Here is a 25,424-nt window from a genome sequence, read left to right as displayed (position 1 = left end):
TGAAAAATTGCACACCAGCAAGTATAATGGTACCATCTGCATTTCATGATGTCTCCAATGATATCAGACAACCTGAAGGAAATGTAGAGTATGGGGAGAGCATATGAATTTCCCAACAAGAGTGACAACAATTAAAAGAAAGGGCCAGAGATGGTCAGTTTAGGTGTTTTTGCCCGTAAGTTTTTTGGTTCAGCTCATGAGCGACATCTCAAAGCACTCCGCCAAAAAGTTGCACAAATTAATGCTTTGGAAGAACAATTCCTAAAATTAAGTGATGAGCAGCTTTGCCAAAAAACAGATGCCTTTCGTAAACGTCTTAGTGAAGGTGAAAGTGTTGATTTGCTCTTACCAGAAGCTTTCGCGACTGTTCGTGAAGCCGCAAAACGTGTTTATGACATGCGTCCTTTTGACGTACAACTTATTGGTGGAATGGTCCTTCACGACTGCGGCATAGCTGAAATGCGTACTGGTGAAGGTAAAACCTTAATGGCAACTCTACCAATTTATCTCAATGCATTGGAAGGTAAGGGCGTTCATGTTGTGACAGTAAACGATTATCTCGCCAGTCGTGATGCTGAAACAATGGGAAAAATTTTTAGTTTTCTAGGACTTACAACAGGCGTGATTCTTCATGATCTTGATAGTGATGCCCGCCGAGAGGCCTATGCATGCGACATCACCTATGCCACAAATAATGAACTAGGTTTTGATTATTTGCGTGATAATATGGCCTTCGATCGTAGTCAAATGGTCCAACGTGGACATCATTACGCAATTGTCGATGAAGTTGATTCGATTCTTATTGATGAAGCCCGTACCCCCCTTATTATTTCTGGTCCTCTAGAAGATCGTACTGACTTCTATAACCTTATTGATACATTTATTCCTGCCTTAACTCCAGAAGACTATGAAATAGACGAAAAACAAAAAACAACGACATTTACCGAAGTTGGTACTGAAAAAATTGAAAAAATGCTCGAACAAGCTGGGCATCTTAAAGGTGAGAGTCTTTATGACATAGAAAATGTCGCTATCGTTCATCATGTCAATAATGCTCTAAAAGCTCATAAACTGTTTGCTCGCGATAAAGATTACATTGTTCGCAATGATGAAATCGTTATTATTGACGAATTTACAGGGCGAATGATGCCTGGGCGGCGTTATTCTGAAGGACTTCATCAAGCGTTAGAAGCTAAAGAGCATGTTGCTATTCAACCAGAAAACCAGACACTTGCTTCCATCACTTTCCAAAATTACTTCCGTATGTATAGGAAATTATCTGGCATGACTGGAACTGCAACAACAGAAGCCGAAGAATTCAGAAATATTTATGGTCTTGACGTTGTCGAAATCCCTACAAATTTGCCAATACAACGTATTGATGAAGATGATGAGATTTATCGAACAGCAGAAGAGAAATATCGGGCAATTGTGCGTGATATCCGTCAAGCGCACGAAAAAGAACAGCCTATTCTTGTTGGAACAACCTCTATTGAAAAGTCAGAACAATTGGCAGAGCGTTTGCGAAAAGAAGGCATTACCGATTTTAGAGTCTTAAATGCTCGCTATCACGAACAAGAAGCATATATCATTGCGCAAGCAGGCGTTCCTAGAGCTCTCACCATTGCAACCAACATGGCAGGACGCGGTACGGATATACAGCTTGGTGGTAATGTTGAAATGCGCATCCGACAAGAGTTACAGGATATCCCCGAAGGTCCAGAGCGAACAGCTAAAATTGAAGAAATAAAAAAAGATGTTCAGAAGCTTAAAGAAAAAGCTTTAGCGGCTGGAGGGCTTTACGTTATCGCTACTGAACGTCATGAAAGCCGTCGTATTGATAACCAGCTTCGTGGACGTTCTGGTCGCCAAGGCGATCCTGGTCGCTCAAAATTCTTTCTCTCTCTTCAAGATGATCTTATGCGTATCTTTGGCTCTAACCGTATGGATGGTATGCTGCAAAAACTTGGATTGAAAGAAAATGAAGCTATTATCCACCCATGGATTAATAAGGCCCTTGAAAAAGCACAAAAAAAGGTCGAAGCACGAAACTTTGAAATTCGTAAAAATCTGCTAAAATATGATGATGTCATGAATGATCAACGCAAGGTTATTTTTGAACAGCGTATGGAGGTCATGAACGCAGATGATTTATCAGAAATGATCCTTGAAATGCGCAATGAAGTCGTAGAGGATCTCGTAGAGGCTTATATTCCATCAGGGACATATTCTGAAAAATGGGATGCAAAAACTCTTGAAGAAGAGCTTCAACAACTCTTTAATCTTGAGCTTCCAGTGGAAGAATGGGCAAAAGAAGATGGAATTGCCGAGGAGCAAATTCTAGAGCGTGTATCAGATGCTGTTACAAAACTTGAAAATGAGCGTACTGAACGATATTCTCCAGAAGTTATGGCTTATTTTCACAAAGCAGTATTGCTCGAAACTATTGACACGTTATGGCGTGAACATCTGGTGAGTTTAGACCATTTGCGTTCTGTTGTTGGTTTTCGTGGTTATGCGCAGCGGGATCCGCTCAATGAATATAAGACAGAATCATTTGAACTCTTTCAAAGTATGTTGAGAAATTTGCGCCGAATTGTCACTTCTAAGCTTATGCGCTTTGAAATCATTCAACACCCCACAGAACCGACCATACCTGAGCAAACTGATGCTGCTTCTTCTGTCTTTAATGATCAAAGTCAAGAAAATGCTCCCACCTTATCGGCACGATCACAAGAAAATAGATTTGTTAATCCACAAGATCGTGACCCTAACGATATAACCACATGGGGAAAAGTTGGACGTAATGAGCGTTGTCCTTGCGGTTCAGAGAAAAAATACAAACACTGTCATGGAGCCTTTATTTGAAAAGCAAATTATGCAAATGAATAAAAAGCGAAATTATGAGCAAGAATTGCGCACCGCTGGTTTAAGAGTAACACGTCAACGACGAGTTATTCTTGATATTTTGACTGATACAAATGATCATCCCAATGCATTTGAAATTTTTCAGCGTGCAAACAAAATAGATTCGAATATTTCACTCTCAACTGTTTATCGAACCATGAAAATATTAGAAGGAAATGGAACAATTCATCGCCATAGCTTTAGTGGTGGTCCATCTCGTTTTGAGCAAGCAGATGGGCAACATCATGATCATCTCATTGATATAGAAACAGGACAAGTCATCGAGTTTCATTCTGATGTTATTGAAAAGCTACAAGAGGAAATTGCAAAATCTCTTGGCTATGATATTATTCATCACCGCCTTGAACTTTACGGAAAAAAAAACTCTTAAAAAAGTGATCATATATCATTAGATAAAAGACCTCAGGCAAATCAAATTTTATAAAAATTTACCTTTAAAATATAATAGTTTTCATTGGCAAAAAAAAAGAATTGCTTTATTACCCCTCTTTGTATGATGCTATACGGTAATTCATTGCCAATATTATAACAAAAAATCATTGCAACAAAATATTATAAAAAATTGTATTATAAAAAATTAGGCCAATATTATCATGGTTTCCTTGCCACAAGATCGTATGAGACAGCTTGAAAAGCGCTTTGAAATAATTGAAAGCCAAATGACGACGAATCCAAATGCTGAAACATATGTCAAATTAGCTTCTGAATATGCAGAACTACAACCCGTTATTGCCTCTATACGCGCATTAAATGCTCTTTACGAAGAGATTACAGAATTAGAAACGATTATCAACGATAAACAAACAGATATAGAGATGCGTAATCTTGCCCAAGAAGAGCTACCATCGTTATATAAAAAAGTAGAGCAATTTGAAAAAGAACTCCAGATTCTGCTTTTGCCTAAAGATGTTGCTGATGAAAAAAACGCTATTGTTGAAATTCGTGCAGGAACGGGTGGATCAGAAGCAGCACTTTTTTCCGGTGATCTTTTCCGCATGTATGAACGTTATGCCCATGCTCACCATTGGAAAGTAGAAGTTATTTCACTTAGTGAGGGGGAAGTTGGCGGATATAAAGAGATTATTGCTACCATTTCAGGAAAAGGTGTCTTTTCTAAATTGAAATATGAATCAGGGGTTCATCGTGTGCAACGCATCCCTGAAACAGAAACAGGTGGACGTATCCATACATCTGCTGCTACCGTTGCTGTGCTTCCAGAAGCTGAAGATATTGATATTGATATTCGTCCTGAAGATATTCGTATCGACACAATGCGTGCATCCGGAGCAGGAGGACAGCATGTTAATACAACGGATTCAGCTGTTCGTATCACGCATATTCCAACAGGAATTATGGTCGTACAAGCAGAAAAATCACAACATCAAAACCGAGCAAGAGCCCTTCAAATTTTACGGGCACGCTTATTCGATATCGAACGACAAAAAGCGGAAAGTGAACGTTCAGCTTCTCGTAAAAGCCAAGTTGGTTCTGGTGATCGCTCAGAACGTATTCGTACCTATAATTTTCCACAAGGACGTGTCACGGATCACCGTATTAATCTAACCTTGTATAAGCTTGATCGCATTCTAGAGGGAGATCTTGATGAGCTTCTTCATGCACTCATCTCAGATCATCAAACAACACTGCTGATGGAAATGGATAATAATTGAGCAAATATTCTTTCAAGAATGTCATCCAACAAATGCAAGAAAAATTGCGCACGAAAGGAATTGCTGAAGCCGATCTCGATGCGAAAATACTCGTTGAATGGATAACAGGAATAAATGCTGCTGAAAGAATTTCTAAACCAGATATGCATCTATCTTCTGAGCATATTATACAAATAGAACAAGCTTTACAACGGCGTATTGCAGGCGAACCCGTTTACCGTATTATAGGAGCACGAGAATTTTATGGTATATCTTTTACATTGTCTCAAGAGACGTTAGAACCTCGCCCTGATACAGAAACGCTGATAGATCTTGTTCTCCCTTTTCTCCAAAAACAGGTCGAAAATTCGAGAAAAACAACATTCCTTGATATGGGAACAGGAAGTGGCGCCATTGCTATTGCACTCCTTAAACAAATTCCCCAATCCTATGCGGTGGCAGTCGATATTTCTGAAGATGCCCTTAGAACAGCAAAAAAAAATGCAAAAAATGCTGAAGTAGCACACCGCTTCACACCTCTTCTTAGCGACTGGTTTGATTCTGTCGCAGATCGCTTTGATTTTATTGTTTCCAATCCACCTTATATTCCCGCAAAAGATATCAAAAAACTTGCAAAAGAAGTGCGCTTACATGACCCATTGCGCGCTCTGATAGGAGGAGAAGATGGACTTGATTTTTATCGAAAACTCGCCCATGAAGCAGCCAACTACTTAAAAGAAAACGGCTATATCGCTGTTGAAATTGGTTTCTCTCAAGAAAATGAAGTCTGCAATTTGTTCGAAAAAAATGGTTTTCAATGTTTAGAAGTGCGCAAAGATCTAAGTGGAATACCCCGCGCACTTCTATTTGCATGCAAACATTAAAATTCCCAATCATCATCCGTGGTAGCAACCGCCTTGCCGATGACATAAGAAGAACCTGCCCCTGAAAAAAAGTCGTGATTTTCGTCAGAGTTTGGTGATAAAGCTGCCAAAATAGCGGGATTAACACGACAAACCTCAGGGGGGAAAAGAGCTTCAAAACCTAAATTCATTAAAGCCTTGTTTGCATTATAATGAAGAAAAATTTTAACATCTTCTGTCAATCCAAGCGCATCATAAAGATCTTCAGTATATTTGCACTCAATGTTATAAAGATCAAAGAGCAGGTTAAAAGCAAAATCTTTAATTTCTTGTCTTTTGGCTTCATCAAGCTTTGCATAGCCCAATTGGAATTTATAACCTATATAATAACCATGGACTGCTTCATCACGAATGATTAGTCGAATGAGGTCTGCTGTATTGGTCAACTTAGCGCGACTGGCCCAATACATGGGCAAATAAAAACCAGAATAAAATAAAAAGCTTTCCAGCAAAGTCGAAGCAATTTTTTTCTTAAGTGGATCATTTGCTTCATAACGCTCAAGTACTAATCTAGCCTTTTTCTGCAAATGAATATTTTCTTCTGACCATCTAAACGCGTCATCAACTTCTACCGTCGAACAAAGGGTTGAAAAAATAGAGGAATAAGAACGTGCATGAACCGCTTCCATGAAGGCAATATTCGTCAAAACTGCCTCCTCATGCTCTGTTATCGCATCAGCCAGAAGCGAAATGGCCCCTACAGTGTTTTGAATTGTATCTAAAAGCGTTAGTCCTGTAAAAACACGAATTGTCAATTTACGTTCTTCATCCGTTAAGCTTGACCATGAGGGAATGTCATTGGAAAGTGGAACCTTCTCAGGTAACCAAAAATTCCCAGTTAAGCGATTCCATACTTCAAGATCCTTCTCATCATGTAATCTATTCCAATTAACAGCGCACACAACAGGATTTTTGGTTGTAATCTTTGTCATATGATGATCTCCTATAAACTGCAAGAAACACAGCCATCAACTTCCGTTCCACTTAATGCTACTTGCCGTAACCGTACATAGTAAATACTCTTGATACCCTTTTTCCAAGCATAAATTTGTGCGCGGTTAATATCACGTGTGGTCGCTGTATCAGGAAAAAATAATGTTAATGAAAGACCTTGATCAACATGCTGTGTTGCAGCAGCATAGGTATCTATAATTTTTTCAGGGCCAATCTCATAAGCATCTTGGTAAAAATTCAAATTCGTATTATCCATATAAGGAGCGGGATAATAAACGCGTCCAATTTTTCCCTCTTTACGAATTTCAATTTTTGAAGCAATTGGATGAATAGAAGAAGTGGCATGATTAATATAGGAAATAGATCCCGTAGGTGGAACTGCCTGCAAATTGCGGTTATAAAGCCCATACTCAATAACTAATTTTTTGAGTTCCTGCCAATCCTTTTGATCTGGGATAACAATATTATTCCGTGCAAAAAGCTCTTGCACAAGCGCAAATTGCGGTTTCCATTCTTTTTCAATATATTTTTCGAAAAAACTTCCATCTGCATAAGCTGATTTTTCAAACCCTGCAAACATTTCTTGACGTTCGTGCGCAATTAAATTGGAAGCCCGTATGGCATGATATGTCACAATATAAAAATAGATATTGGTAAAATCAATCGCTTCTGGAGACCCATAATAGATCTGCTCACGCGCTAGAAACCCATGCAAATTCATTTGTCCCAAACCAATCGCATGACTTTCAGCATTGCCTTTCGCAATGGAAGGCACACAGGCAATATTGCTCATATCCGAAACAGCAGTAAGAGCACGAACAGCAGATTCCACGGTCTGTCCAAAATCAGGACTTTCCATTGCTTTGGCAATATTCATGGATCCAAGATTACAGGATATATCACTTCCAATCGTGCGATAAGTTAAATCTGTCTCCAGTTCACTCGCCTCACTCACTTGCAAAATTTCTGAACATAAATTGCTCATACTTATGCGCCCAGCTATCGGATTCGATCGATTAGCAGTATCCTCAAATAAAATATAGGGATAACCGGACTCAAATTGAATTTCCGCTAATGTCTGGAAAAAAACGCGTGCACTTATTTTCTTTTTACGAATCTTTGCATTATCAACAAAAGAACGATAATGCTCCGTTAAAGAAATATCGCTAAAAGGCTTACCTGTCACACGCTCGATATCATACGATGAGAAGAGATACATATCCTCATTATTCCGTGCAAGCTCAAAAGTAATATCAGGAATAACGACACCAAGCGAAAGCGTTTTAATTCTAACTTTTTCATCAGCATTTTCACGCTTTGTATCCAAAAATTTCATAATATCTAAATGATGAGCATGCAAATAAACAGCTCCAGCCCCCTGTCGTGCCCCAAGCTGATTGGCATAAGAAAAAGAATCTTCCAAGAGTTTCATCACCGGTAAAACACCTGAGGACTGATTTTCTATTTGCTTAATTGGTGCCCCTGCTTCCCGCAAATTCGTTAAACAAAGCGCCACACCTCCACCACGTTTTGAAAGCTGCAAAGCCGAATTAACCGCACGACCTATCGATTCCATATTATCTTCAACACGTAGCAAAAAACACGAAACCAATTCACCTCGTTGTTTTTTCCCAGCATTTAAAAATGTCGGTGTTGCCGGTTGAAAACGTCCTGTAATAATTTCATCCACAAAATTTTCAGCAAGAGCTTTATTCCCTTGTGCCAAATATAAAGCTACAAGACAGACGCGATCTTCATAACGTTCAAGATAACGTTTCCCATCAAAAGTCTTCAGTGTATAGCTGGTATAATACTTAAATGCGCCTAAAAAGGTAGGAAAACGAAACTTAAATGCATAAGCACGTTTAAAAAGTTTTTTAATAAAAGAAAAATCATAAAGCTCAAATAAAGCTTTTTCATAATAACCTTCTTCTATTAAGTAATCTATTTTTTCCTTCAGGTTATGAAAAAAAACTGTATTTTGATTAACATGCTGAAGAAAATATTGCCGTGCGGCAAGCCGATCCATATCAAATTGAATATGACCATTTTCATCATAAAGATTAAGCATTGCATTCAGCGCATGATAATCAGTAATCTGATCCGATTTCTGCGATTGTCCTATACCAATTGTTTCCAAAATATTTCCAATCCCTTTTTTACATAAATAACGTCTTCATCAGTTCCACGCAGCTCAAAACGATAAAGGCAAGGTACACAACATTTTTCAGCAATAATTTTACTTGCTAAATTATAATAGCGACCAAAATTACGATTCCCACCGCCAATAACACCACAAATTAATTTTCGGTTCTCAGCTTCATTAAGAAACTGGACAACGGCTTTCGGCACTGCCCCTCTTCCTTCACCATCTGCATATGTAGGAACAACCAGTACATAAGGTTCACCAACCAATGCAGAAGGCTTTCTTTTATCAATTTTGAAGAGTCGTTGACCAAGCTGCGAGACAAAATGCTGTGTATTACCCGTTGCACTCGAATAATAAACAATAAGCCCCATTAAGCACAAAGACCACTAATCATATCTGGTCTAAAACCAGACCAATGATTTTCACCACAAACAACGACAGGAACCTGACGATACCCCAGAGATTGAACAAAACTGTATGCTTGTTCATCACAGGAAATATCAACAACACGATAATGAATGCCTTTTGCATCAAAAGCACGGCGTGTAGCATCACATTGGACACAAGATGGTTTACTATAAATAGTGATCGACATTTTCTTCAACTTTCATAATTCCAAACAATCAACCCTCAAAGGTCAATCTAATAATTTTATAGGTACTCAAGAATAACAAAAAATAGAAATTGTACGCAAAGCATGTGGTTATTCTTCAAATAGTACACAGCTTCCTGAATATAACAGAATTCCTCATCAAATAACTTCAAAGACTATGATGAGAATAAGAGATTATTCTACAACTTAAATGGCAAAGCCCCCTAGTTATAAAACAATCTTTTGCTTGCATTACAATTCCCTCCTGCTGTCTAAAAAACTAACGTTCTAAACTACCGTTTTCCAAGAGCTCTGTTTTACTCTTTTACGGCAAAAATCAATTACAAAAATGAAAGGGAATCCTTCCAAAAGAGATCCTTCAGCAAAAATACTGCTATACCCTTGGTCAATAAACTCTTTACAATAATGGAAATAACTTAGATACCAAACGAAACACACTAACACCCTCTCTTGTGCTTATTTAGAATCACCAATCATTTTGATACTATATATAGTATATACTCTCTCTCTTTCGTCAAGGTGAATTCAATTATTATTTTTAATTTTCCACGATCTTCCCACTAAAATTTTCAGTACTCAAAACTATGTAATAATATAACATTTTGTTGACAAACGTTATATTATTACATAGTTTCCAAAATAATAAGCAACGATGGTAAAAAATATGGATCTGCTCTTCAATAAGACAACATTAGGCTATAGGAATAGAATAGCAATAAAGAACTTTTCAGCAAAGTTAAAAGCTGGTTCATTGGTCGCAATAACAGGTGATAATGGCGCTGGAAAATCGACACTGCTAAAAGCCATCGCCGGATTGATTAAACCTCTTAAGGGAAAAATTATAAAACAAAAAAAAAGTCGCATTGCTTATCTTGCTCAGCAATGTGATATAGATCAAACATTTCCAATTGATGTGAAAACGCTTGTAAAAACAGGACTGTGGTCTTTTTGTGGATTATGGAAAAATCAACGCCCTTATGATTCTAAGATTCAAAATGCGCTTAAAATGGTTGGGCTTACAGAACTCGCACCCCGTTCACTTGAAACATTATCAGGCGGGCAATTACAACGCGCTCTTTTTGCACGTATCATTGTGCAAGATGCCAATATTATTTTGCTTGATGAACCTTTCAATGGTGTAGATCATAGTACCCAAAAAGACCTTCTTGCACTGATCACATACTGGCAACAGCAAGGACGCACAATTCTCACCGCACTCCATAACCCTCTCATCGTGCAAGAATTTTTCCCCCAAATGATTCAAATTGATCAACAAAACGCCTTTTATGGAGAAACAACACAGTTTTTAAACAACACCATTCATCACGTTATGCCACCTCTCTCATCCAATTCTTTCCCTGTTAGCGCACAAAAACAAAATCTTCCCATCAATGATCCTCTCTTTCTTAGGTTATAAGACGTGTATGCATTTTTTCTTGCCCCCTTTGTTGATTTCCAATTTATGCAAAACGCCCTTATCGGTTCTATTTTCCTGTCTATTAGCGCTTGTCCTGTTGGTGTGTTTCTGATGCTCCGTGGAATGAGCTTGACAGGAGATGCTATCTCTCATGCCATTCTTCCTGGTGTTGCAACTGCTTTTCTGATTTGTGGTTTTTCCCTCATATCTATGACACTTGGTGGCATCTTCGCTGGTCTTATTGTTGCTTTAGCAACCATTTTGATTTCACGAAACAGCTTTCAGAAAGAAGATGCATCCATGACCGTCTTTTATCTTATTGCACTCGCGGCAGGTGTTATTATTATCTCACTGAAAGACTCAACAATTGAGCTGCTTCATCTCTTATTCGGATCGGTTCTTGCACTTGATGCACAAGCCCTTTGGTTAATCGCTACTATAATGCTGATTACACTATGCAGCCTTTGTATTTTTTGGCGTGCACTCGTTTTAGAAAGCTTTGACCCCCTCTTTTTTAAATCACTCTCTCCATTGAGTAAATATATTCATATTTCATTGCTTGGACTTGTGGTGTTGAATCTGGTTGGAGGCTTTCAATCACTAGGAACATTACTCTCCGTTGGCATTATGATGATTCCAGCCATTACAGCCCGTTTTTGGTTTTCACGGCTAGGCCCTATTTGCGCGCTTTCCACTCTTTTTGGAATCATTTCTAGCGTATGTGGTCTTCTGCTTTCTTTTCATCTTTCACTTCCCTCCGGCCCTGCTATCATCATTGCCGCAGGGTTTATTTATCTTGTTTCCTGTTTGATAAGTCCACGTGGCTTTATTGTAACATGGTTTCCCCACCTCTTTTATACCTCCTCACTTTAAGGAAAAAAATGTGCCTAAGTTTGCTCAAAAATTTGCTCTTCTTGGAGCTTTATTGCTTGCCCTTTCTCCATTTTCTGCTTCTGCACACAATAAAATCAAAGTTGTTGCGAGCTTTTCTATTCTCGCAGATCTCGTCAAAAATGTAGGAGACAACCATATCTCTATGACCACTTTTGTAGGTCCCAATGCGAATACCCACACTTATGAACCTACCCCCCATGATGCTCAAGCTCTTAGAAATGCTCAAATTATTTTCATCAACGGGCTTCATTTAGAAGGATTTATTGATCGCCTCATTACAGCAAGTGGTACAAAAGCACTTCTTGTCGAAGTTAGCGCTAACATTCCCTCCCTCAAAATGAAAAATCAAGAACATAATGCCCATCACCACCACAGCGTTATTGATCCACACGCTTGGCAAACCATTCCCAATGTCAAAATCTATGTGAAGAATATTGCTGCTGCTTTTTGTAAAATCGATCCACAATCCTGCACCAGCTACAAAAAAAATGCCGAAACCTACATTCAAAAACTTAAAATAGCACAAGATACCCTGAAAACAAAAATTGCTACCATTCCTAAAGATAAACGTATCATTATCACATCTCATGACGCCTTTGGCTATTTTGCCAAGGAATATGGTTTTACTATCCTTGCCCCTCAAAGTGCTTCAACAGAAGCTGAAGCATCCGCAGCCGATGTTGCTAAACTTATCAAACAAATTAAAGCGAATAAAGCAGCTGCACTATTCGTTGAAAATATCTCTAATCCCCGTCTCATAAAACAGATTGCAAAAGAAACAGGCTTAACAATTGGTGGAACACTTTATTCTGATGCATTGTCAAACAAAAATGGTCCAGCAGCAACTTATCTCGATATGATGGAACATAATGTGAATACCATCATTGATGCCATCACAAAACATTAAGATCTTCTACAAAAGAGATAAAAAAGAGTTCATAAAATCATAAGTCTATGATTATATTACTAATGATGCCCAACATCTATAATTGATAACATTGATATGAAATAAAGTGACTTTTACAGAGAAATTTATATTCAATAGATTCTAAGATAGATAAAGTAAGTGGATTTATTACCTCATGGTGCCCAAATCATTAGCAGTAGCACTCTACTTTTCAATGATTCTTTTACAATAACTCTCGACACTTGAAACGATTCATAAGAAGCATTTGGTGTCTCTTTCTTAAAATATTTTTATCTATCCAACCCCATTTATAACATGCAAGTGGGATTAGCGTATGAATAAAAACCACTTGAAGAAAAAATGCCTCTTCTAAAGAGTCTCAACACAATAATTTTTGCAATGTTGGAGACTGAAAGAGAGTATGATGATGTCCCCAGCTTGCATTTTTATAAGCATAAAGATGGCGATACACTATGGATTTTATGTTATACCACTCATAAAAGACTGCGTGAAAAAATAGTTGAAACAACCTTGTAAGATATTTTTTAAAACAAGTGCGTGAATTGGCAACCCAATAGCCTTCTGTTTAGGTATTCTGTTTTGTATGAGAGGTGCAACTCTATTCAAAGAACGTAATAAAAAAATGTGTTCAGCAATGCGTAATCTCCATTATGTAAGAGACATTGGCTCAGATTTTTTTTGAAAATCGCAATACTAAATTAAAAGATGATGCTAAAGATAGAAACTATTTTTTATCTTGATGCTTTCATATTCTCCCTAAATTAAGCTGTCTCCTCATTTTAGAAATTACATAAGAAGACAAGCTTATTCCACTCTGACATACAAAAACTGAATACAGCACCAAACCGTCTTCATATTTATCTCAAACATACTGCTGTATAAAGTTTAGGTTGATTTATAAGCAACAAAAAAGCACGCGCTTTATAAGAAAGTAATATCATAAAACCATTAATAGACTGGCAATACATTGAAAAATATACCAGCTTTTATAAAATGCTTTGCAAAACAATAATATAACTGTCTTTGTCTCTGCTGATTCTTATAGGTGTTCGCACCAATCCCTTATGTTATATTCATAAAGATCTGTTTTAGGATGATCTATAGGCAATTTTTAACTCAAGACTATAGAAAGATCGATGAGATGTTACAGATGTGTTTCATCTGCTTTTATCGTTAACAGTCATGAAAATTCTAAAACAAGCACGCCTTCTATATCTCAGTGATTTTTTTGCAACTTATCAGATACCCTCGCTGAGAATTGCATAGTGATTTACATGAGAAAAAATAAACTTGTAGCATGCGCGCATAGGTTTCTCTCTAATTTATGTGATTGGTAGAAAAAACAAATGCTTCTTATAGGAGCTCTGAAATCATTTTAGATCATATGGTCAGCGGTAAAATAGAATGCGCCTATTCTCGTACAGACTATTTAGAACAGCGTCGTATTTTGTGGATCAAATAGACTTCTTATGTTAGGGATCAAAGCTAAGATATGGGGTGCATCCTCCCTTATCTGTGACGCATTTTTCTCTCTATTTCTCTCATTTACTTTTTATAAGATACATAAATTATTACATCAAGAAACATATGATAATATGTTGTTTTTTATAATGAAAATGATGTTTGAAAATAATATTCTTCTTACAGACCGTGAAACCGCAAAATTTTTTCATATAAATGTTTTGACATTCTCAGCGCCATGGGACAATGGATCATTACCAAAACTATTAAAATTTTGTTTTTAATCCCGCCGGTTACAACCTGATTTTGTAAATGTAATCGAGAAAGTCAAAAAGCAACATTATCATGACGCAGCATAAAAGAGAGTCGTGTCACATCAATTAATGCTTACTTATTATTTGTGCGCTTTCCTGTGTTTTTATTAAAAGTATGAAAATTCTGATGAGCAACTGTGAAACTTAGTTTTTGACCATAGTCGTGTGTCAAGCGTTCTTTTATTTCAATCGTAAAGATGATACCATTCCAACGCGTTAAAACATGGCAACCTGTTCCAATAGGCTTGATAAGCTCAATTTTTGTGTGAAAGACTGGTCCTTTATCTGGATGTTCGCCCAATAAGATTATTTCAGGTCTGAATGCTAAAAGATCAGTTTCTTCGCCATAAGTAAATGAATGCCCTAAATGTTGTTCTAAGACATGGCGATCAAGAAAATTCATAGGAGGAGAACCAATAAAATCAGCAACAAATGTTGTTGCTGGAGTATCGTAAATTTCCATTGGTGTTCCAATTTGCTCGATAGCTCCTTTATTCAAAACGACTATTCTATCAGCTAATGTCATAGCTTCTAGTTGATCATGGGTAACATAGAGGCTCGTTGTTCCTAATGAACGCTGTAGTGTTTTTATTTCAATACACATTTGCGCCCGTAATTTTGCATCAAGATTTGAAAGAGGTTCATCAAAGAGAAAAACACGGGGTTGACGTACAATCACACGCCCCATTGCAACACGCTGGCGTTGTCCTCCTGATAATTGTCGTGGTTTACGATCAAGAAATGGTTCTATCTCCAAAAGCTTTGCAGCATGTGCGATACGTTTTTTAATTTCTTCTTTAGGGGTTTTACGATTTTTAAGACCATATTCTAAATTTCCACGAACTGTCATATGGGGATAAAGGGCATAATTTTGAAAAACCATAGCGATATCACGATCAGCTGGTTCACGATCATTGATACATTCGTTATCAATGCATAATTCACCTGAGGTAACTTGTTCAAGTCCTGCTATAATACGTAATAAGGTCGATTTTCCGCACCCTGAAGGACCGACAAGAACAAGAAGTTCTTTATCGGCAACAGTTAAGTTTAAATCATCAATGACCAGAATGCCGTTGTCATACTGTTTTTTTATATTTGATAACTGGATTATGGCCACAATTACTTCTCCGTTTCAATAAGGCCTTTGATAAAAAGCCGCTGCATGAAGATAACAACAAGAACAGGGGGAACCATGGCAACAACCGATACTGCCATGAGTATATTCCATTGAGGATCATGTTGAAGTGATTCGACAATAAGCTGTTTTAAAATAATAAGGATCGTTTGATGATTTTGATCCGTTGTGATGATAAGAGGCCAGAGATATTGTATCCATCCATAAATGAACATAATGATAAATAAGGCAGCGATATTGCTTTTACTAAGAGGAAGAAGGATATCCTTAAAAAATTTAACTGGACCTGCACCATCAACACGTGCCGCCTCTAAGAGTTCATCTGGAACAGTCAAAAAAAACTGGCGAAATAAAAATGTAGCGGTTGCAGATGCAATAAGTGGAATAATCATTCCACTATAGGTGTTAACCATCCCCAATTTTGCAACAATCTCATAGGTTGGAAGAATACGAACTTCGACAGGGAGCATCAATGTAACAAAAATAAGAACAAAAGCAGTTTTTCGGAAGGGAAAGCGCATGTAAATAATTGCATAAGCAGACAAAAGTGAAATAATAATTTTTCCAATACTAATCCCAAGAGCCATAATGAATGAATTCATTAAGAGTGGCCAGAGGTTGGGCAAACCTAGCCGTGCAAGGCCATCACCAAAGATTGTTTTATAATTTTCCAGAGCGTATTTCCCAGGCAAAAGAGGAAGTGTTCCTGAGTTAAATGCTGCTGAACTATGAGTTGATGCAATGATAGCAACATAAACTGGAAAGCAAATAATGATAATACCAACAATGAGAGTAATATGGGTTAGAAATTTCAAAACAGGGCGATTTTCAACCATAATTTGTTTCCTAATATTGTACACGGCGCTCAATCCAGCGAAACTGGATAAACGTTAAGACAATAACCATCAACATCAATATTGTTGATTGTGCTGCTGATGCACCGATTATTTGATTTCTAAAGCCATCGTCATATACTTTATAGACGAGTATGCTCGTTGCACGCGCAGGACCTCCAGAAGTTGTATTATCAATAATACCAAAAGTATCAAACATAACATAATTGACATTGACAATAAGAAGGAAAAACGTCGTTGGTGAAATTTGCGGGAAGACCACTGTCCAAAATCGTTTAAAGGGACCAGCACCATCAATGGCGGCTGCTTCTATTTGAGAACGCGGAACAGACTGAAGACCTGTAAGAAAAAAGAGAAAATTGTAAGAAATTTGTTTCCAACTAGCCGCAATGACAATAAGAATCATTGCTTGAGTGCCATTAATACGATAATTCCATAGCACTCCTATTTTCTCGAGAAGAAAAGGCATAATTCCGATGGTGGGATGAAAGATAAACAGCCATAATATACCTGCCAATACTGGAGCAACAGCATAGGGCCAAAGCAAAAGCATTGTATAAGCCTTTTTTGCACGGATGACACGATCAACACAGACAGCTAAGAGAAGTGATATTGTCATTGAAGCGACAGTAACTGAGATGGAAAATACTGCGGTTGTAAGAAGCGATTGCCGATAAGTAGGATCAGAAAGAACGGTTAGATAATTCTCAAAACCAATAAAGGTTGTTGTAAAGCCAAAAGTGTCTTCACGCTCAAAAGATGATTTTATTGCTTGAGCAGCAGGCCAAAAGAAAAACAAAAAAGTCACAAAAAGCTGAGGAAAAAGCAGTCCATAAGAAAGTAGATTATTTTTAAAATATGCATGTTTTTCTTGCATTCGTAGGGCTCTTTAAATGTAGAGACTTTAAAAAGGTAAACAAAAAGGACTCAACTGTTTTTGTTGAGTCTTTAATGTTTAACAATAAAACGAAATTAATGATTAGATCTTTCAAATTCACGCAAGAGTTTATTTCCACGTTCAACGGTCTCATCTAAACCATCTTTCGGCGTTTTTGAACCACTAAGAACAGCTTCCAACTCTTGATCAAGAATGGCACGGATTTGTGGTAAATTACCAAATCTTATCCCTTTTGAGTTAACTGTTGGTGGATTAAGATTAATCTGTTTGATAGCTATATCCGCACCTGGCGTTTTTTCATAGAAATGTTGTTTTTTACTCAATTCATAAGTCGTTTTTGTGGTTGGAAGATAACCTGTCTCCTGATGCCATTTTGCTTGATTTTCTGTTTTCGAAAGAAATTTAAGAAAAGCGGCTGCCCCTGCATATTCCTTTGGGGTATGGCCCTTAAACGCCCAAATAGAAGCTCCCCCAATAACTGAATTTTGTGGTGCTCCTTCTGTATCCTTATAGTACGGTAGCATACCAACCCCCACATTAAACTGAGCTTCAGAAACAATTCCAGCATGTGATCCTGAAGATTGCATAAAAATTGCACAATTTTGTGCCATAAACATTGGTGTTGAATCTAATGCACCTGCTGGACCACCATAGCGGAAAATACCTTGATCAGACCACTTTTTCAGGTCAGTCCACATACGCACTTGTAAAGGTCCATTAAATGTAAGTTCTGAATCAAGTCCTTTAAAGCCATTTTCCTTTGTTCCAAACGGAACATTATGCAACGCTGAAAAATTTTCTATACCAATCCATTGAGCGGCATAAGCCATTGTAAAACCACAAGTTGCTGCTTTAGTCTCAAGAATTTTTTTGGAAAAGTTTTCTATATCTTGCCACGTTTTAGGAGGCTGTTCTGGATCAAGCCCTGCTTTTTTAAAGATATCTTTGTTATAATAAAGGATGGGTGTTGAAATATTGAATGGCATAGAAACCATACGCCCCTGTTCATCGGAGTAATAACCACTAATAGCAGGGAAATAATCTGTAGGATCAAATTCTTGTTTTGTATCAGCCATAAGTTGATAAAATGGGTAGATTGCGCCTTTTGCAGCCATCATAGTTCCAGTACCAACGTCATAAATTTGGGCAAGTACTGGCTGTTTCTTTCCACGAAATGCTGCAATAAGTGAAATCAACCCCTCTTCATATTCACCGCGATATGAAGAAACAACTTTATACTCAGATTGACTTGCATTAAAATCGTTAATGAGACTTTCAGTTTGCTTTCCTAATTCACCACTCATAGAATGCCAAAAGCTGATTTTTGTCTGCGCAAAACTTGCTGTTATTCCCGCTGTGGACATTATGATAGCAACCGTGGCCGCTATGGAAAGATAAAAACGACTCATGGTTCACCCTTTCTGAAGTGATGGAATACAAACTACCCCTAAATTTATAGTATTACACATGAACATGCTATGACAGTTTTATTTCAGAAACATATTCTCTCATTTAAACAGGAACCACCAAAAGGTCAAATGAATTTGTTTAAATTTATTCATTTTCTTTTATAAGCATTCTTATGTATTAACGAAGAGACAAATAAAACTTTTCTTAAAATTAAAAATCATTTTGAGCGCTTAATAGTCTCTTTCCCTGTAACAAGATCACGCCCCTCACGCAAAACAAAATGACAATGTATGACCAATTTCCATGCTGTTAAAAAATCTTTCAATACATCTACATTTCGTGATAGCTCCTATAATATAAGCCATAAAGCCTCTCCACTAAAGTATATAAGACTTTTTGTATACCATCACTTTTACACTTCATAAAAGTGCAAAACGACATCATCATGTGAGACCCTAATGCTTCAACAAATCTTGCATTTAAAATACGTTAAATGAATATTTTTATTCTTTTCTCAATCATTTTTTATCCACACACCAACCCTGCTTGTAATGTGCAAAGGAATGATTTTGATTGATTCATTGTAAAAAGATTTGAAATAAGAAAATCTTATGTATTAAGGTCTATTATTCACATGAATAAACCATTAATTATCATTATAAATCAATGTATTATTGTTATATATTAGATAATTTTTATTCTTTTATTACGCTAGCTTTATGAAAATATATAGTTCCTTTTGTGTTGATGTGTTTTTTACCTTTGTGCACGCAATTGCAATGCGAGATCAGGTTGATCTGTCGTAATGTAATGTACAGGCATATCAAGCCAATGTGATAACCGAGCTTTTCCATTAATTGTCCATACCCCTACAGTAAAACCAGCCTCAAGAGCTGATTCAATAAAGTTCTGTGAAACAATGGAGCCATCTAAACTTAGATCAGAATAACCTAATTGCTTCCATTCAGAAAAATGACGGTACATATCACCTTCAAAATTATCAACACATGGACCAGATGGTATTCCTGCTTCAATAAAAGGACGAAGGATAAAAGGATCAAAACTAATTGCAGAAACCCGTTCTAATAAATTTCGGCTTTTTATTAGTGCAAGCGCTTTTTGGGATAATATTGTTTCACGCTCCACTTCACCACATGTTTTGATTTCAAGATGCAATGCAACATTCGTTGGTGCTAAAAGATCAAGCACTTCTTCTAATAAGGGAGGTGCTTCTTGGCTTCCTTTCACGCAGAGTTGTTTGCGTGTTTCATTATCAATGTCGTGAATATACCCCTTTTTCCCAACCAATTGGTCTAAACGGAAATCGTGAAAGACAACCACTTCACCGCTTTTCAGCAAATGAACGTCGCATTCAACTTCATCAACACCTAACGCTATAGCATTATTAAATGCTGAAAGGGTATTTTCAGGATAAAGATGAGCTCCTCCACGGTGTGCAACAATTTTTTTCTCAGACATGCAAAATCCCACACTTCTCAATTTTAAACGATATTGACGTACAGATTGTCAGATAAAGGCTTATTCTTCATTTCAATTATTCCCATTCAATAGTACCAGGAGGCTTTGAGGTTACATCATATACAACACGATTAATCCCTCTAACTTCGTTAATAATACGTGCTGCTGTCTTACTTAAAAATGCCATATCATAGGGATAAAAATCAGCGGTCATTCCATCTACAGATGTGACAGCGCGAAGAGCACAAACAAATTCATAAGTGCGATCATCCCCCATAACACCAACAGTTTGAACTGGAAGAAGAACAGCAAAAGCTTGCCAAATTTCATCATAAAGACCGGCCTTACGGATTTCCTCAAGATAAATAGCATCTGCTTCGCGTAAAATTTCTAATTTTTCACGTGTTACAGCACCTGGACACCGAATTGCAAGGCCGGGACCTGGAAAAGGATGGCGACCAATAAACTGCTCCGGTAGCCCTAACTCTCGTCCTAGCGAGCGAACCTCATCCTTAAAGAGCTCACGTAACGGTTCTACAAGTTTCATCTTCATCTGTTCTGGTAGCCCACCCACATTATGATGGCTTTTAATGGTTACCGTTTCACCAATAGCAGACACACTCTCAATAACATCTGGATAAAGTGTTCCTTGTGCTAAAAACTCTGCACCTCCTATTTTTTTCGTTTCTTCTTCAAAAACTTCAATAAAAAGGCGACCAATTGTTTTGCGTTTTTTTTCTGGATCTGTCTCACCTTTTAAAGCATTAAGAAACACATCAGCAGCATTAACGTGAATAAGCTCTATATTATAGTGATCACGAAAGAGCGTGAGAACTTCTTCAGCTTCATTCTTGCGCATCAGCCCATGGTCTACCAAAATACATGTCAGTTGATCTCCTATAGCTTCATGAAGGAGTACCGCTACAACAGATGAATCCACTCCCCCTGAAAGACCACAAATCACACGACTTTTCCCAACTTTTTGTCGTATCGTAGCAATTGCCTGCTCACGATAAGAAGCCATTGACCAATTGCCTGTAATAGCAGAGATCTTATGAACAAAATTTTGCAAAAGTTTTGTACCATCCGGTGTATGGATAACTTCAGGATGAAACTGTACCGCATAAAAATGTCTTTTTTCATCCGCAATAGCCGCATAGGGAGCTCCTTTTGAGGTTCCTATGACACGAAAACCTTCTGGTAAAGCTGCCACACGGTCACCATGGCTCATCCATACTTGATAACGAGAACCTTTTTTCCACACTCCATCAAAAAGGGCACTCTCTTCTTGCACTTCCAAAAAAGCACGCCCAAATTCACGCTCATGCCCAACTTCAACCTTTCCTCCAAGCTGAACACACATGACTTGTTCACCATAGCAAATACCCAGAATCGGAATACCCGCCTCAAAAATTTCCATTGGAGCACGCGGAGAGCCCTCATCAATAACGGAATAAGGACTCCCTGATAAAATAATAGCTTTAGGATTTATGCGGCGCACAACTTCTAAAGCCAATTGAAAAGGAGCAATTTCACAATATACCCCCATTGCTCGTACCCGTCGTGCAATAAGTTGTGTAACTTGTGAACCAAAGTCAATAATAAGAACAGTGTCTGGATGTGATATGCTCATAGAAAACCAATCAACAATTGTAAAAGAAAACTCATGAGAGTTATGATTTAATCTTTCTCTTTTCACAAGCCTGTTTTCTTAAGAAAAAGATTATTCTCGTAAAGTTTATGATAAAAAGTGCAAAAATATGGATCAATGTTTTTTTTGCAACACAGATAAAAAGAACCCATCTGTTTGTGTTGTGGCTGGCGACAAAGTAAGTCCATAATTTGAAAAAACTGGTTGCACAGGAGAAAAACTAAAATGTTTCTGCCAAAGCGCTGGCATATCTATTGGAGAAAAATGAGAATGTTGTTGAAGGAAATGGGAAATTTGTTCCTCATTTTCATCTGTAAAAAGAGAACAGGTAATATAGATTAGGCGCCCATTTGGCTTAAGATAAGCTATCGCTTCATTCAAAATAGCCCTCTGTTCTGTTTGGCGTTGTTTCACCTGTTCTAATGTTAAACGCCATTTCGCATCTGGACGACGACGCCATATTCCTGTCCCACTACATGGTGCATCTAGTAGAACTCTATCCATCTGGCCTATTAATGGCTTCAATTCTTCTTTTTGTGCTCGTGTTTGTACATTACGAACACCAGCGCGTCGAAGACGATCAAAAATAGGAGCTAAGCGCGCTTTATCGGAATCATAAGCATAAATTTGCCCACGATTGTTCATATCGGAAGCTAAAGCTAATGTTTTGCCCCCAGCACCTGCACAATAATCTAATACCTGCATGCTCTCTTGCGCGTCCACAAGGTGAGCAACAATTTGAGATCCTAAATCCTGTATTTCAAAGTGTCCTTTTTGAAAAGCTTGTTCCACTTGAACATTGGGATGACGATTAAACTTTTCAATCGGTGCAATTCTTAAAGCTTGCCCAAACCATGGAAAAGATTTAAGTTTGGTTTTTGCTAATTCTTTCAGCACCTTTTCTGGTGTTGCCTTTAGGTTATTTACCCGTAGATCTAAAGAAGGACGCGTTGCTAACGCAGCCGCTTCAGTGATCCAATTATCACCAAATAAAGGACGCAGATGCGCTTGACACCATTGTGGAATATCACCACGAATATAGTCTGGAGCATCCACTAATTGCTGACCTTGCCACGATTTACGCTGCTTAGCCCCTAATAACTGTGGTGCAAACCGATCTTCTGCCAACTCACCGTCAATTTGCTCCAGCGTCATTTTTCCATAATCTAATAAGGCACCAAAAACGATATCTCGGATATCATCACTCTCCATACGCCATTGTAAAGAATAACGTCGTCTTAAAACATCATAAACGATTGTACCAATAGCTGCGCGATCACCTGCTCCAGCAAAGCGATGAGAAAGCCCCCAATCCTTTAAAGCTGCTCCTACTGGGCGATGCTTCATTTCTATCTCTTTGAGAACATCTATTGCTGCTTGCAAACGCCCACCTAATCGCATTCATTTCTCCCATTAAAATAATAAAATTTTAAATCATCTAAAAAAATAATATTATCGTCTTCTTGCCAATGGAACCTTCTCAAAGCCATAAAAAATTTACATTCAATATTAAAATGATCTGATCATACTTTTTTATAAAATCCAATTTAGAGTATCTAGATTTTTCCTTTCATCTTCTGCCCATTCGCTTTTTATCCTTCTACCTCTTATCCTAAAAGATACGTAGCCATCCATAAAGAACTTATTTCCGCCATGCATTACGAAAAAATCAAATATCTCCCATCTTTGTACGGCTATCCTGCTGAAAAAATAGAAAAAGTCTTCTCATAAAATTAAACAATTTCATCTTACGTTCAACAAAAAATTAACTTTTTAGAAAATGCTTGGAACCACTATTTGGCATGACCGTTTTTACTCTAATGGCAACTGCCAGACAATTTAAAAGGAGAAAATAATGACTTATAATAATGGAAAAACAACTTCGTCTAAAAGCCGTCATAATACAATGCCCTCAAACAACGGAAAGAAATCCATCCAAAGTGATCAGACAAACACTCGCCAACGTGCGTCAAAGACTGGACGGAAGACAACAAAAAGTTAATTCTAATTTTATATAACTTATTTCATATAGTCTTAACAGAAAGAATTAGAGTTTTGACCTCTAATTCTTTCCTTTTTGGGATTATTACACCAAATTACAAACAGAAAAAAGCGCAGTCTCTCTTTCTTATTCTCGGAAGATTTTATATTTATGCAATATGACATTAGGATCTTGTATCTTTAAACTGGCCCACGATAATTTGGACTCTCTCGTGTGATAGAAACATCATGCGTATGACTTTCATGGAGTCCCGCATTCGTAATACGTACAAACGTTGCTTTTTCACGAAACTCTACAAGATCTTTTGCTCCAACATACCCCATCGAAGCACGAAGTCCACCAGCAAGCTGATGTAGAACTGATGCTATAGGACCTTTATAAGCCACCTGCCCCTCTACACCCTCAGGAACCAACTTAAGTTCATCACGAACATCATCTTGAAAATAGCGATCTGCCGATCCTCGTGCCATAGCACCAACAGATCCCATGCCGCGATAAGCTTTAAAGGATCGTCCTTGATATAGATAAACTTCACCAGGGCTTTCTTCTGTACCCGCTAAAAGAGAGCCAATCATAGCAGCACAAGCCCCACCTGCTAAGGCTTTAGCAAAATCACCCGAAGCTTTTATCCCCCCATCAGCAATAACGGGAATACCGACCTTATCAGCAATTTCTGCCGCACTCATAATGGCTGCAAGCTGAGGAACACCAACACCTGCAACAATTCGCGTTGTGCAAATAGAACCAGGACCAATACCAACTTTTATAGCATCCGCACCACTGTCAATCAAAGCCTGTGTTGCTTGCGGAGTTGCGACATTACCAGCAATAATGGCTGGAGAAAACGTCATTTTTTTAATACGCTCAACTGTGTCTAATACACGCTGAGAATGTCCATGTGCAGTATCAATCACTAGAATATCAACACCTGCATCAATTAATCGTTCAGCCCGCTCAAACCCATCGTCCCCTACACTACTTGCAGCTGCAACACGCAAGCGACCTTGCGAATCTTTGGCAGCGTTTGGATTTAATTTTGCTTTTTCAATATCCTTAACTGTTATCAGTCCGACACAACGATTCTGTTCATCCACAACTAATAATTTTTCAATACGATGATGGTGTAAAAGATACTTTGCTTCATTGAGTTGAACATTTTCACGCACTGTGATTAAATTTTCATGCGTCATTAATTCATAAATTTTTTGTTTGGGATCCGATGCAAAACGCACATCCCTATTTGTCAAAATGCCAACAAGCCGTCCAGCAGTTTCACCTTTAGCACCATTTTCAACAACCGGAATACCGGAAATACCATGAGAGCGCATCAAAGATTTTGCTTCTTCAAGTGTTGCATCTGGTCCAATGGTGACTGGATTAACAACCATACCAGATTCAAACTTTTTTACTTGGCGGACCTCTTCTGCCTGCTCTGCAGGAGACATATTACGATGAATAACCCCAAGACCACCAGCTTGAGCCATCGCAATAGCCAAACGCGATTCTGTTACCGTATCCATTGCCGCAGAAAGCAATGGCAAATTGAGCTTAATATCCGCTGCAATGCGCGTACTGAGATCCACTTGACTAGGCATAACAAGAGAATGACCGGGTTGTAAAAGTACATCATCAAAAGTCAGTGCCAATGCACCTGTCCCCGTTTCAACAATCTTTGCCATAGCAAAATTCCTTTTATAATAAAACACCGCAAGGAGCTTTAAAATACAACTGCGGTTCTCATACATGGTAGATTGGCAAAAAA

General features: G+C 37.9%; 20 protein-coding genes and 1 pseudogene. 9 read left to right on the top strand and 12 right to left on the bottom strand.

What is annotated here, in order from left to right; all coding sequences use genetic code 11:
* Positions 1-150: 150 nt before the first annotated feature.
* From secA to prmC, 4 genes are all read left to right on the top strand, one after another.
* Complete coding sequence (gene secA, locus ACFILH_RS05375) at positions 151-2,868, top strand: preprotein translocase subunit SecA (RefSeq protein ID WP_273790602.1); 2,718 nt, start codon at positions 151-153, stop codon at positions 2,866-2,868.
* A complete protein-coding gene (locus ACFILH_RS05370; RefSeq protein WP_273790603.1) occupies positions 2,807-3,298 on the top strand; it encodes a Fur family transcriptional regulator in 492 nt (163 codons plus the stop codon). Before secA ends, ACFILH_RS05370 begins: the two co-directional genes overlap by 62 nt.
* Before the next feature lie 223 nt (positions 3,299-3,521).
* Positions 3,522-4,598: a peptide chain release factor 1 gene (prfA, locus tag ACFILH_RS05365; protein WP_375631085.1), complete on the top strand. Its 1,077-nt coding sequence runs from the start codon at positions 3,522-3,524 to the stop codon at positions 4,596-4,598.
* A complete protein-coding gene (prmC, locus tag ACFILH_RS05360; protein WP_273790605.1) occupies positions 4,595-5,461 on the top strand; it encodes a peptide chain release factor N(5)-glutamine methyltransferase in 867 nt (288 codons plus the stop codon). Before prfA ends, prmC begins: the two co-directional genes overlap by 4 nt.
* Here the strand turns inward: prmC and nrdF are convergent.
* Genes nrdF through nrdH form a run of 4 tightly spaced genes read right to left on the bottom strand, consistent with a single transcriptional unit; the run spans position 5,458 to position 9,198 of the window.
* A complete protein-coding gene (gene nrdF / locus ACFILH_RS05355) occupies positions 5,458-6,432 on the bottom strand; it encodes a class 1b ribonucleoside-diphosphate reductase subunit beta (RefSeq protein ID WP_375667475.1) in 975 nt (324 codons plus the stop codon). The two genes, prmC and nrdF, sit on opposite strands and share 4 nt — an antisense overlap.
* 11 nt (positions 6,433-6,443) lie before the next feature.
* A complete protein-coding gene (gene nrdE / locus ACFILH_RS05350; protein WP_273790606.1) occupies positions 6,444-8,594 on the bottom strand; it encodes a class 1b ribonucleoside-diphosphate reductase subunit alpha in 2,151 nt (716 codons plus the stop codon).
* Positions 8,576-8,974 carry a class Ib ribonucleoside-diphosphate reductase assembly flavoprotein NrdI gene (gene nrdI / locus ACFILH_RS05345; protein ID WP_273790607.1) on the bottom strand — a complete coding sequence of 133 codons (399 nt, stop codon included), beginning with the start codon at positions 8,972-8,974 and terminating at the stop codon, positions 8,576-8,578. Before nrdI ends, nrdE begins: the two co-directional genes overlap by 19 nt.
* Positions 8,974-9,198: a glutaredoxin-like protein NrdH gene (nrdH, locus tag ACFILH_RS05340; RefSeq protein WP_005774163.1), complete on the bottom strand. Its 225-nt coding sequence runs from the start codon at positions 9,196-9,198 to the stop codon at positions 8,974-8,976. The genes nrdI and nrdH overlap by 1 nt, the downstream gene beginning before the upstream one ends.
* Before the next feature lie 682 nt (positions 9,199-9,880).
* Between nrdH and ACFILH_RS05335 the strand changes: the two genes are divergently transcribed.
* The 4 genes and pseudogenes from ACFILH_RS05335 to ACFILH_RS05320 all read left to right on the top strand — a co-directional run bounded on the left by ACFILH_RS05335 (position 9,881) and on the right by ACFILH_RS05320 (position 14,275).
* On the top strand, positions 9,881-10,633 hold the full coding sequence (locus tag ACFILH_RS05335) for an ABC transporter ATP-binding protein (RefSeq protein ID WP_273790609.1): 753 nt from the start codon (positions 9,881-9,883) through the stop codon (positions 10,631-10,633).
* A 3-nt stretch (positions 10,634-10,636) separates the two neighbouring features.
* The gene (locus ACFILH_RS05330) at positions 10,637-11,506 is read left to right on the top strand and encodes a metal ABC transporter permease (RefSeq protein WP_375631086.1); all 870 of its coding nucleotides are present in this window, start codon (positions 10,637-10,639) and stop codon (positions 11,504-11,506) included.
* A 10-nt stretch (positions 11,507-11,516) separates the two neighbouring features.
* Positions 11,517-12,434, top strand: a complete 918-nt coding sequence (locus tag ACFILH_RS05325; protein ID WP_375631087.1) for a metal ABC transporter solute-binding protein, Zn/Mn family — start codon at positions 11,517-11,519, stop codon at positions 12,432-12,434.
* A gap of 1,640 nt (positions 12,435-14,074) precedes the next feature.
* Positions 14,075-14,275 (top strand): annotated as a pseudogene (locus ACFILH_RS05320) (DNA-binding protein).
* Positions 14,276-14,303: 28 nt separating this feature from the next.
* On the opposite strand, the gene ACFILH_RS05315 reads toward ACFILH_RS05320, so the two are convergent.
* The 7 genes from ACFILH_RS05315 to ACFILH_RS05285 form a co-directional block, all read right to left on the bottom strand.
* Positions 14,304-15,350, bottom strand: a complete 1,047-nt coding sequence (locus ACFILH_RS05315) for a sn-glycerol-3-phosphate import ATP-binding protein UgpC (protein ID WP_375637594.1) — start codon at positions 15,348-15,350, stop codon at positions 14,304-14,306.
* 2 nt (positions 15,351-15,352) lie between these two features.
* Entirely contained in the window at positions 15,353-16,204 is an 852-nt protein-coding gene (gene ugpE, locus ACFILH_RS05310; protein WP_375637593.1) for a sn-glycerol-3-phosphate ABC transporter permease UgpE, read from the bottom strand.
* Positions 16,205-16,214: 10 nt separating this feature from the next.
* Complete coding sequence (gene ugpA, locus ACFILH_RS05305; protein WP_375637592.1) at positions 16,215-17,099, bottom strand: sn-glycerol-3-phosphate ABC transporter permease UgpA; 885 nt, start codon at positions 17,097-17,099, stop codon at positions 16,215-16,217.
* Between the two features lie 95 nt (positions 17,100-17,194).
* Positions 17,195-18,529 carry a sn-glycerol-3-phosphate ABC transporter substrate-binding protein UgpB gene (gene ugpB / locus ACFILH_RS05300; protein ID WP_375631091.1) on the bottom strand — a complete coding sequence of 445 codons (1,335 nt, stop codon included), beginning with the start codon at positions 18,527-18,529 and terminating at the stop codon, positions 17,195-17,197.
* A 757-nt stretch (positions 18,530-19,286) separates the two neighbouring features.
* The gene (locus tag ACFILH_RS05295) at positions 19,287-20,009 is read right to left on the bottom strand and encodes a glycerophosphodiester phosphodiesterase family protein (protein ID WP_273790616.1); all 723 of its coding nucleotides are present in this window, start codon (positions 20,007-20,009) and stop codon (positions 19,287-19,289) included.
* 76 nt (positions 20,010-20,085) lie between these two features.
* Positions 20,086-21,642, bottom strand: a complete 1,557-nt coding sequence (gene guaA, locus ACFILH_RS05290; protein ID WP_375663296.1) for a glutamine-hydrolyzing GMP synthase — start codon at positions 21,640-21,642, stop codon at positions 20,086-20,088.
* 132 nt (positions 21,643-21,774) lie between these two features.
* Positions 21,775-23,061 carry an RsmB/NOP family class I SAM-dependent RNA methyltransferase gene (locus ACFILH_RS05285; RefSeq protein WP_273790617.1) on the bottom strand — a complete coding sequence of 429 codons (1,287 nt, stop codon included), beginning with the start codon at positions 23,059-23,061 and terminating at the stop codon, positions 21,775-21,777.
* 454 nt (positions 23,062-23,515) lie between these two features.
* On the opposite strand from ACFILH_RS05285, the gene ACFILH_RS05280 reads away from it, so the two are divergent.
* A complete protein-coding gene (locus ACFILH_RS05280; protein ID WP_375631092.1) occupies positions 23,516-23,662 on the top strand; it encodes a hypothetical protein in 147 nt (48 codons plus the stop codon).
* Positions 23,663-23,841: 179 nt separating this feature from the next.
* Here the strand turns inward: ACFILH_RS05280 and guaB are convergent, their stop codons facing one another.
* On the bottom strand, positions 23,842-25,341 hold the full coding sequence (guaB, locus tag ACFILH_RS05275) for an IMP dehydrogenase (protein ID WP_273790618.1): 1,500 nt from the start codon (positions 25,339-25,341) through the stop codon (positions 23,842-23,844).
* Positions 25,342-25,424 lie beyond the last annotated feature (83 nt).

It is taken from the genome of Bartonella sp. CL435QHHD (assembly GCF_042195095.1).
Taxonomy (GTDB): domain Bacteria; phylum Pseudomonadota; class Alphaproteobacteria; order Rhizobiales; family Rhizobiaceae; genus Bartonella.
This window is presented reverse-complemented; position numbering and strand designations above follow the sequence as displayed.

Excerpts from the sequence above, each read along its gene's own strand:
- nrdI (WP_273790607.1), bottom strand. The coding sequence starts at position 8,974 with ATGGGGCTTATTGTTTATTATTCGAGTGCAACGGGTAATACACAGCAT.
- secA (WP_273790602.1), top strand. The coding sequence starts at position 151 with ATGGTCAGTTTAGGTGTTTTTGCCCGTAAGTTTTTTGGTTCAGCTCAT.
- ACFILH_RS05335 (WP_273790609.1), top strand. The coding sequence starts at position 9,881 with ATGGATCTGCTCTTCAATAAGACAACATTAGGCTATAGGAATAGAATA.
- ugpE (WP_375637593.1), bottom strand. The coding sequence starts at position 16,204 with ATGGTTGAAAATCGCCCTGTTTTGAAATTTCTAACCCATATTACTCTC.
- ACFILH_RS05295 (WP_273790616.1), bottom strand. The coding sequence starts at position 20,009 with ATGTCTGAGAAAAAAATTGTTGCACACCGTGGAGGAGCTCATCTTTAT.
- nrdF (WP_375667475.1), bottom strand. The coding sequence starts at position 6,432 with ATGACAAAGATTACAACCAAAAATCCTGTTGTGTGCGCTGTTAATTGG.
- nrdH (WP_005774163.1), bottom strand. The coding sequence starts at position 9,198 with ATGTCGATCACTATTTATAGTAAACCATCTTGTGTCCAATGTGATGCT.
- guaA (WP_375663296.1), bottom strand. The coding sequence starts at position 21,642 with ATGAGCATATCACATCCAGACACTGTTCTTATTATTGACTTTGGTTCA.
- ugpB (WP_375631091.1), bottom strand. The coding sequence starts at position 18,529 with ATGAGTCGTTTTTATCTTTCCATAGCGGCCACGGTTGCTATCATAATG.
- prfA (WP_375631085.1), top strand. The coding sequence starts at position 3,522 with ATGGTTTCCTTGCCACAAGATCGTATGAGACAGCTTGAAAAGCGCTTT.
- guaB (WP_273790618.1), bottom strand. The coding sequence starts at position 25,341 with ATGGCAAAGATTGTTGAAACGGGGACAGGTGCATTGGCACTGACTTTT.
- ACFILH_RS05285 (WP_273790617.1), bottom strand. The coding sequence starts at position 23,061 with ATGCGATTAGGTGGGCGTTTGCAAGCAGCAATAGATGTTCTCAAAGAG.
- ACFILH_RS05280 (WP_375631092.1), top strand. The coding sequence starts at position 23,516 with ATGACTTATAATAATGGAAAAACAACTTCGTCTAAAAGCCGTCATAAT.
- ACFILH_RS05370 (WP_273790603.1), top strand. The coding sequence starts at position 2,807 with ATGAGCGTTGTCCTTGCGGTTCAGAGAAAAAATACAAACACTGTCATG.
- ugpA (WP_375637592.1), bottom strand. The coding sequence starts at position 17,099 with ATGCAAGAAAAACATGCATATTTTAAAAATAATCTACTTTCTTATGGA.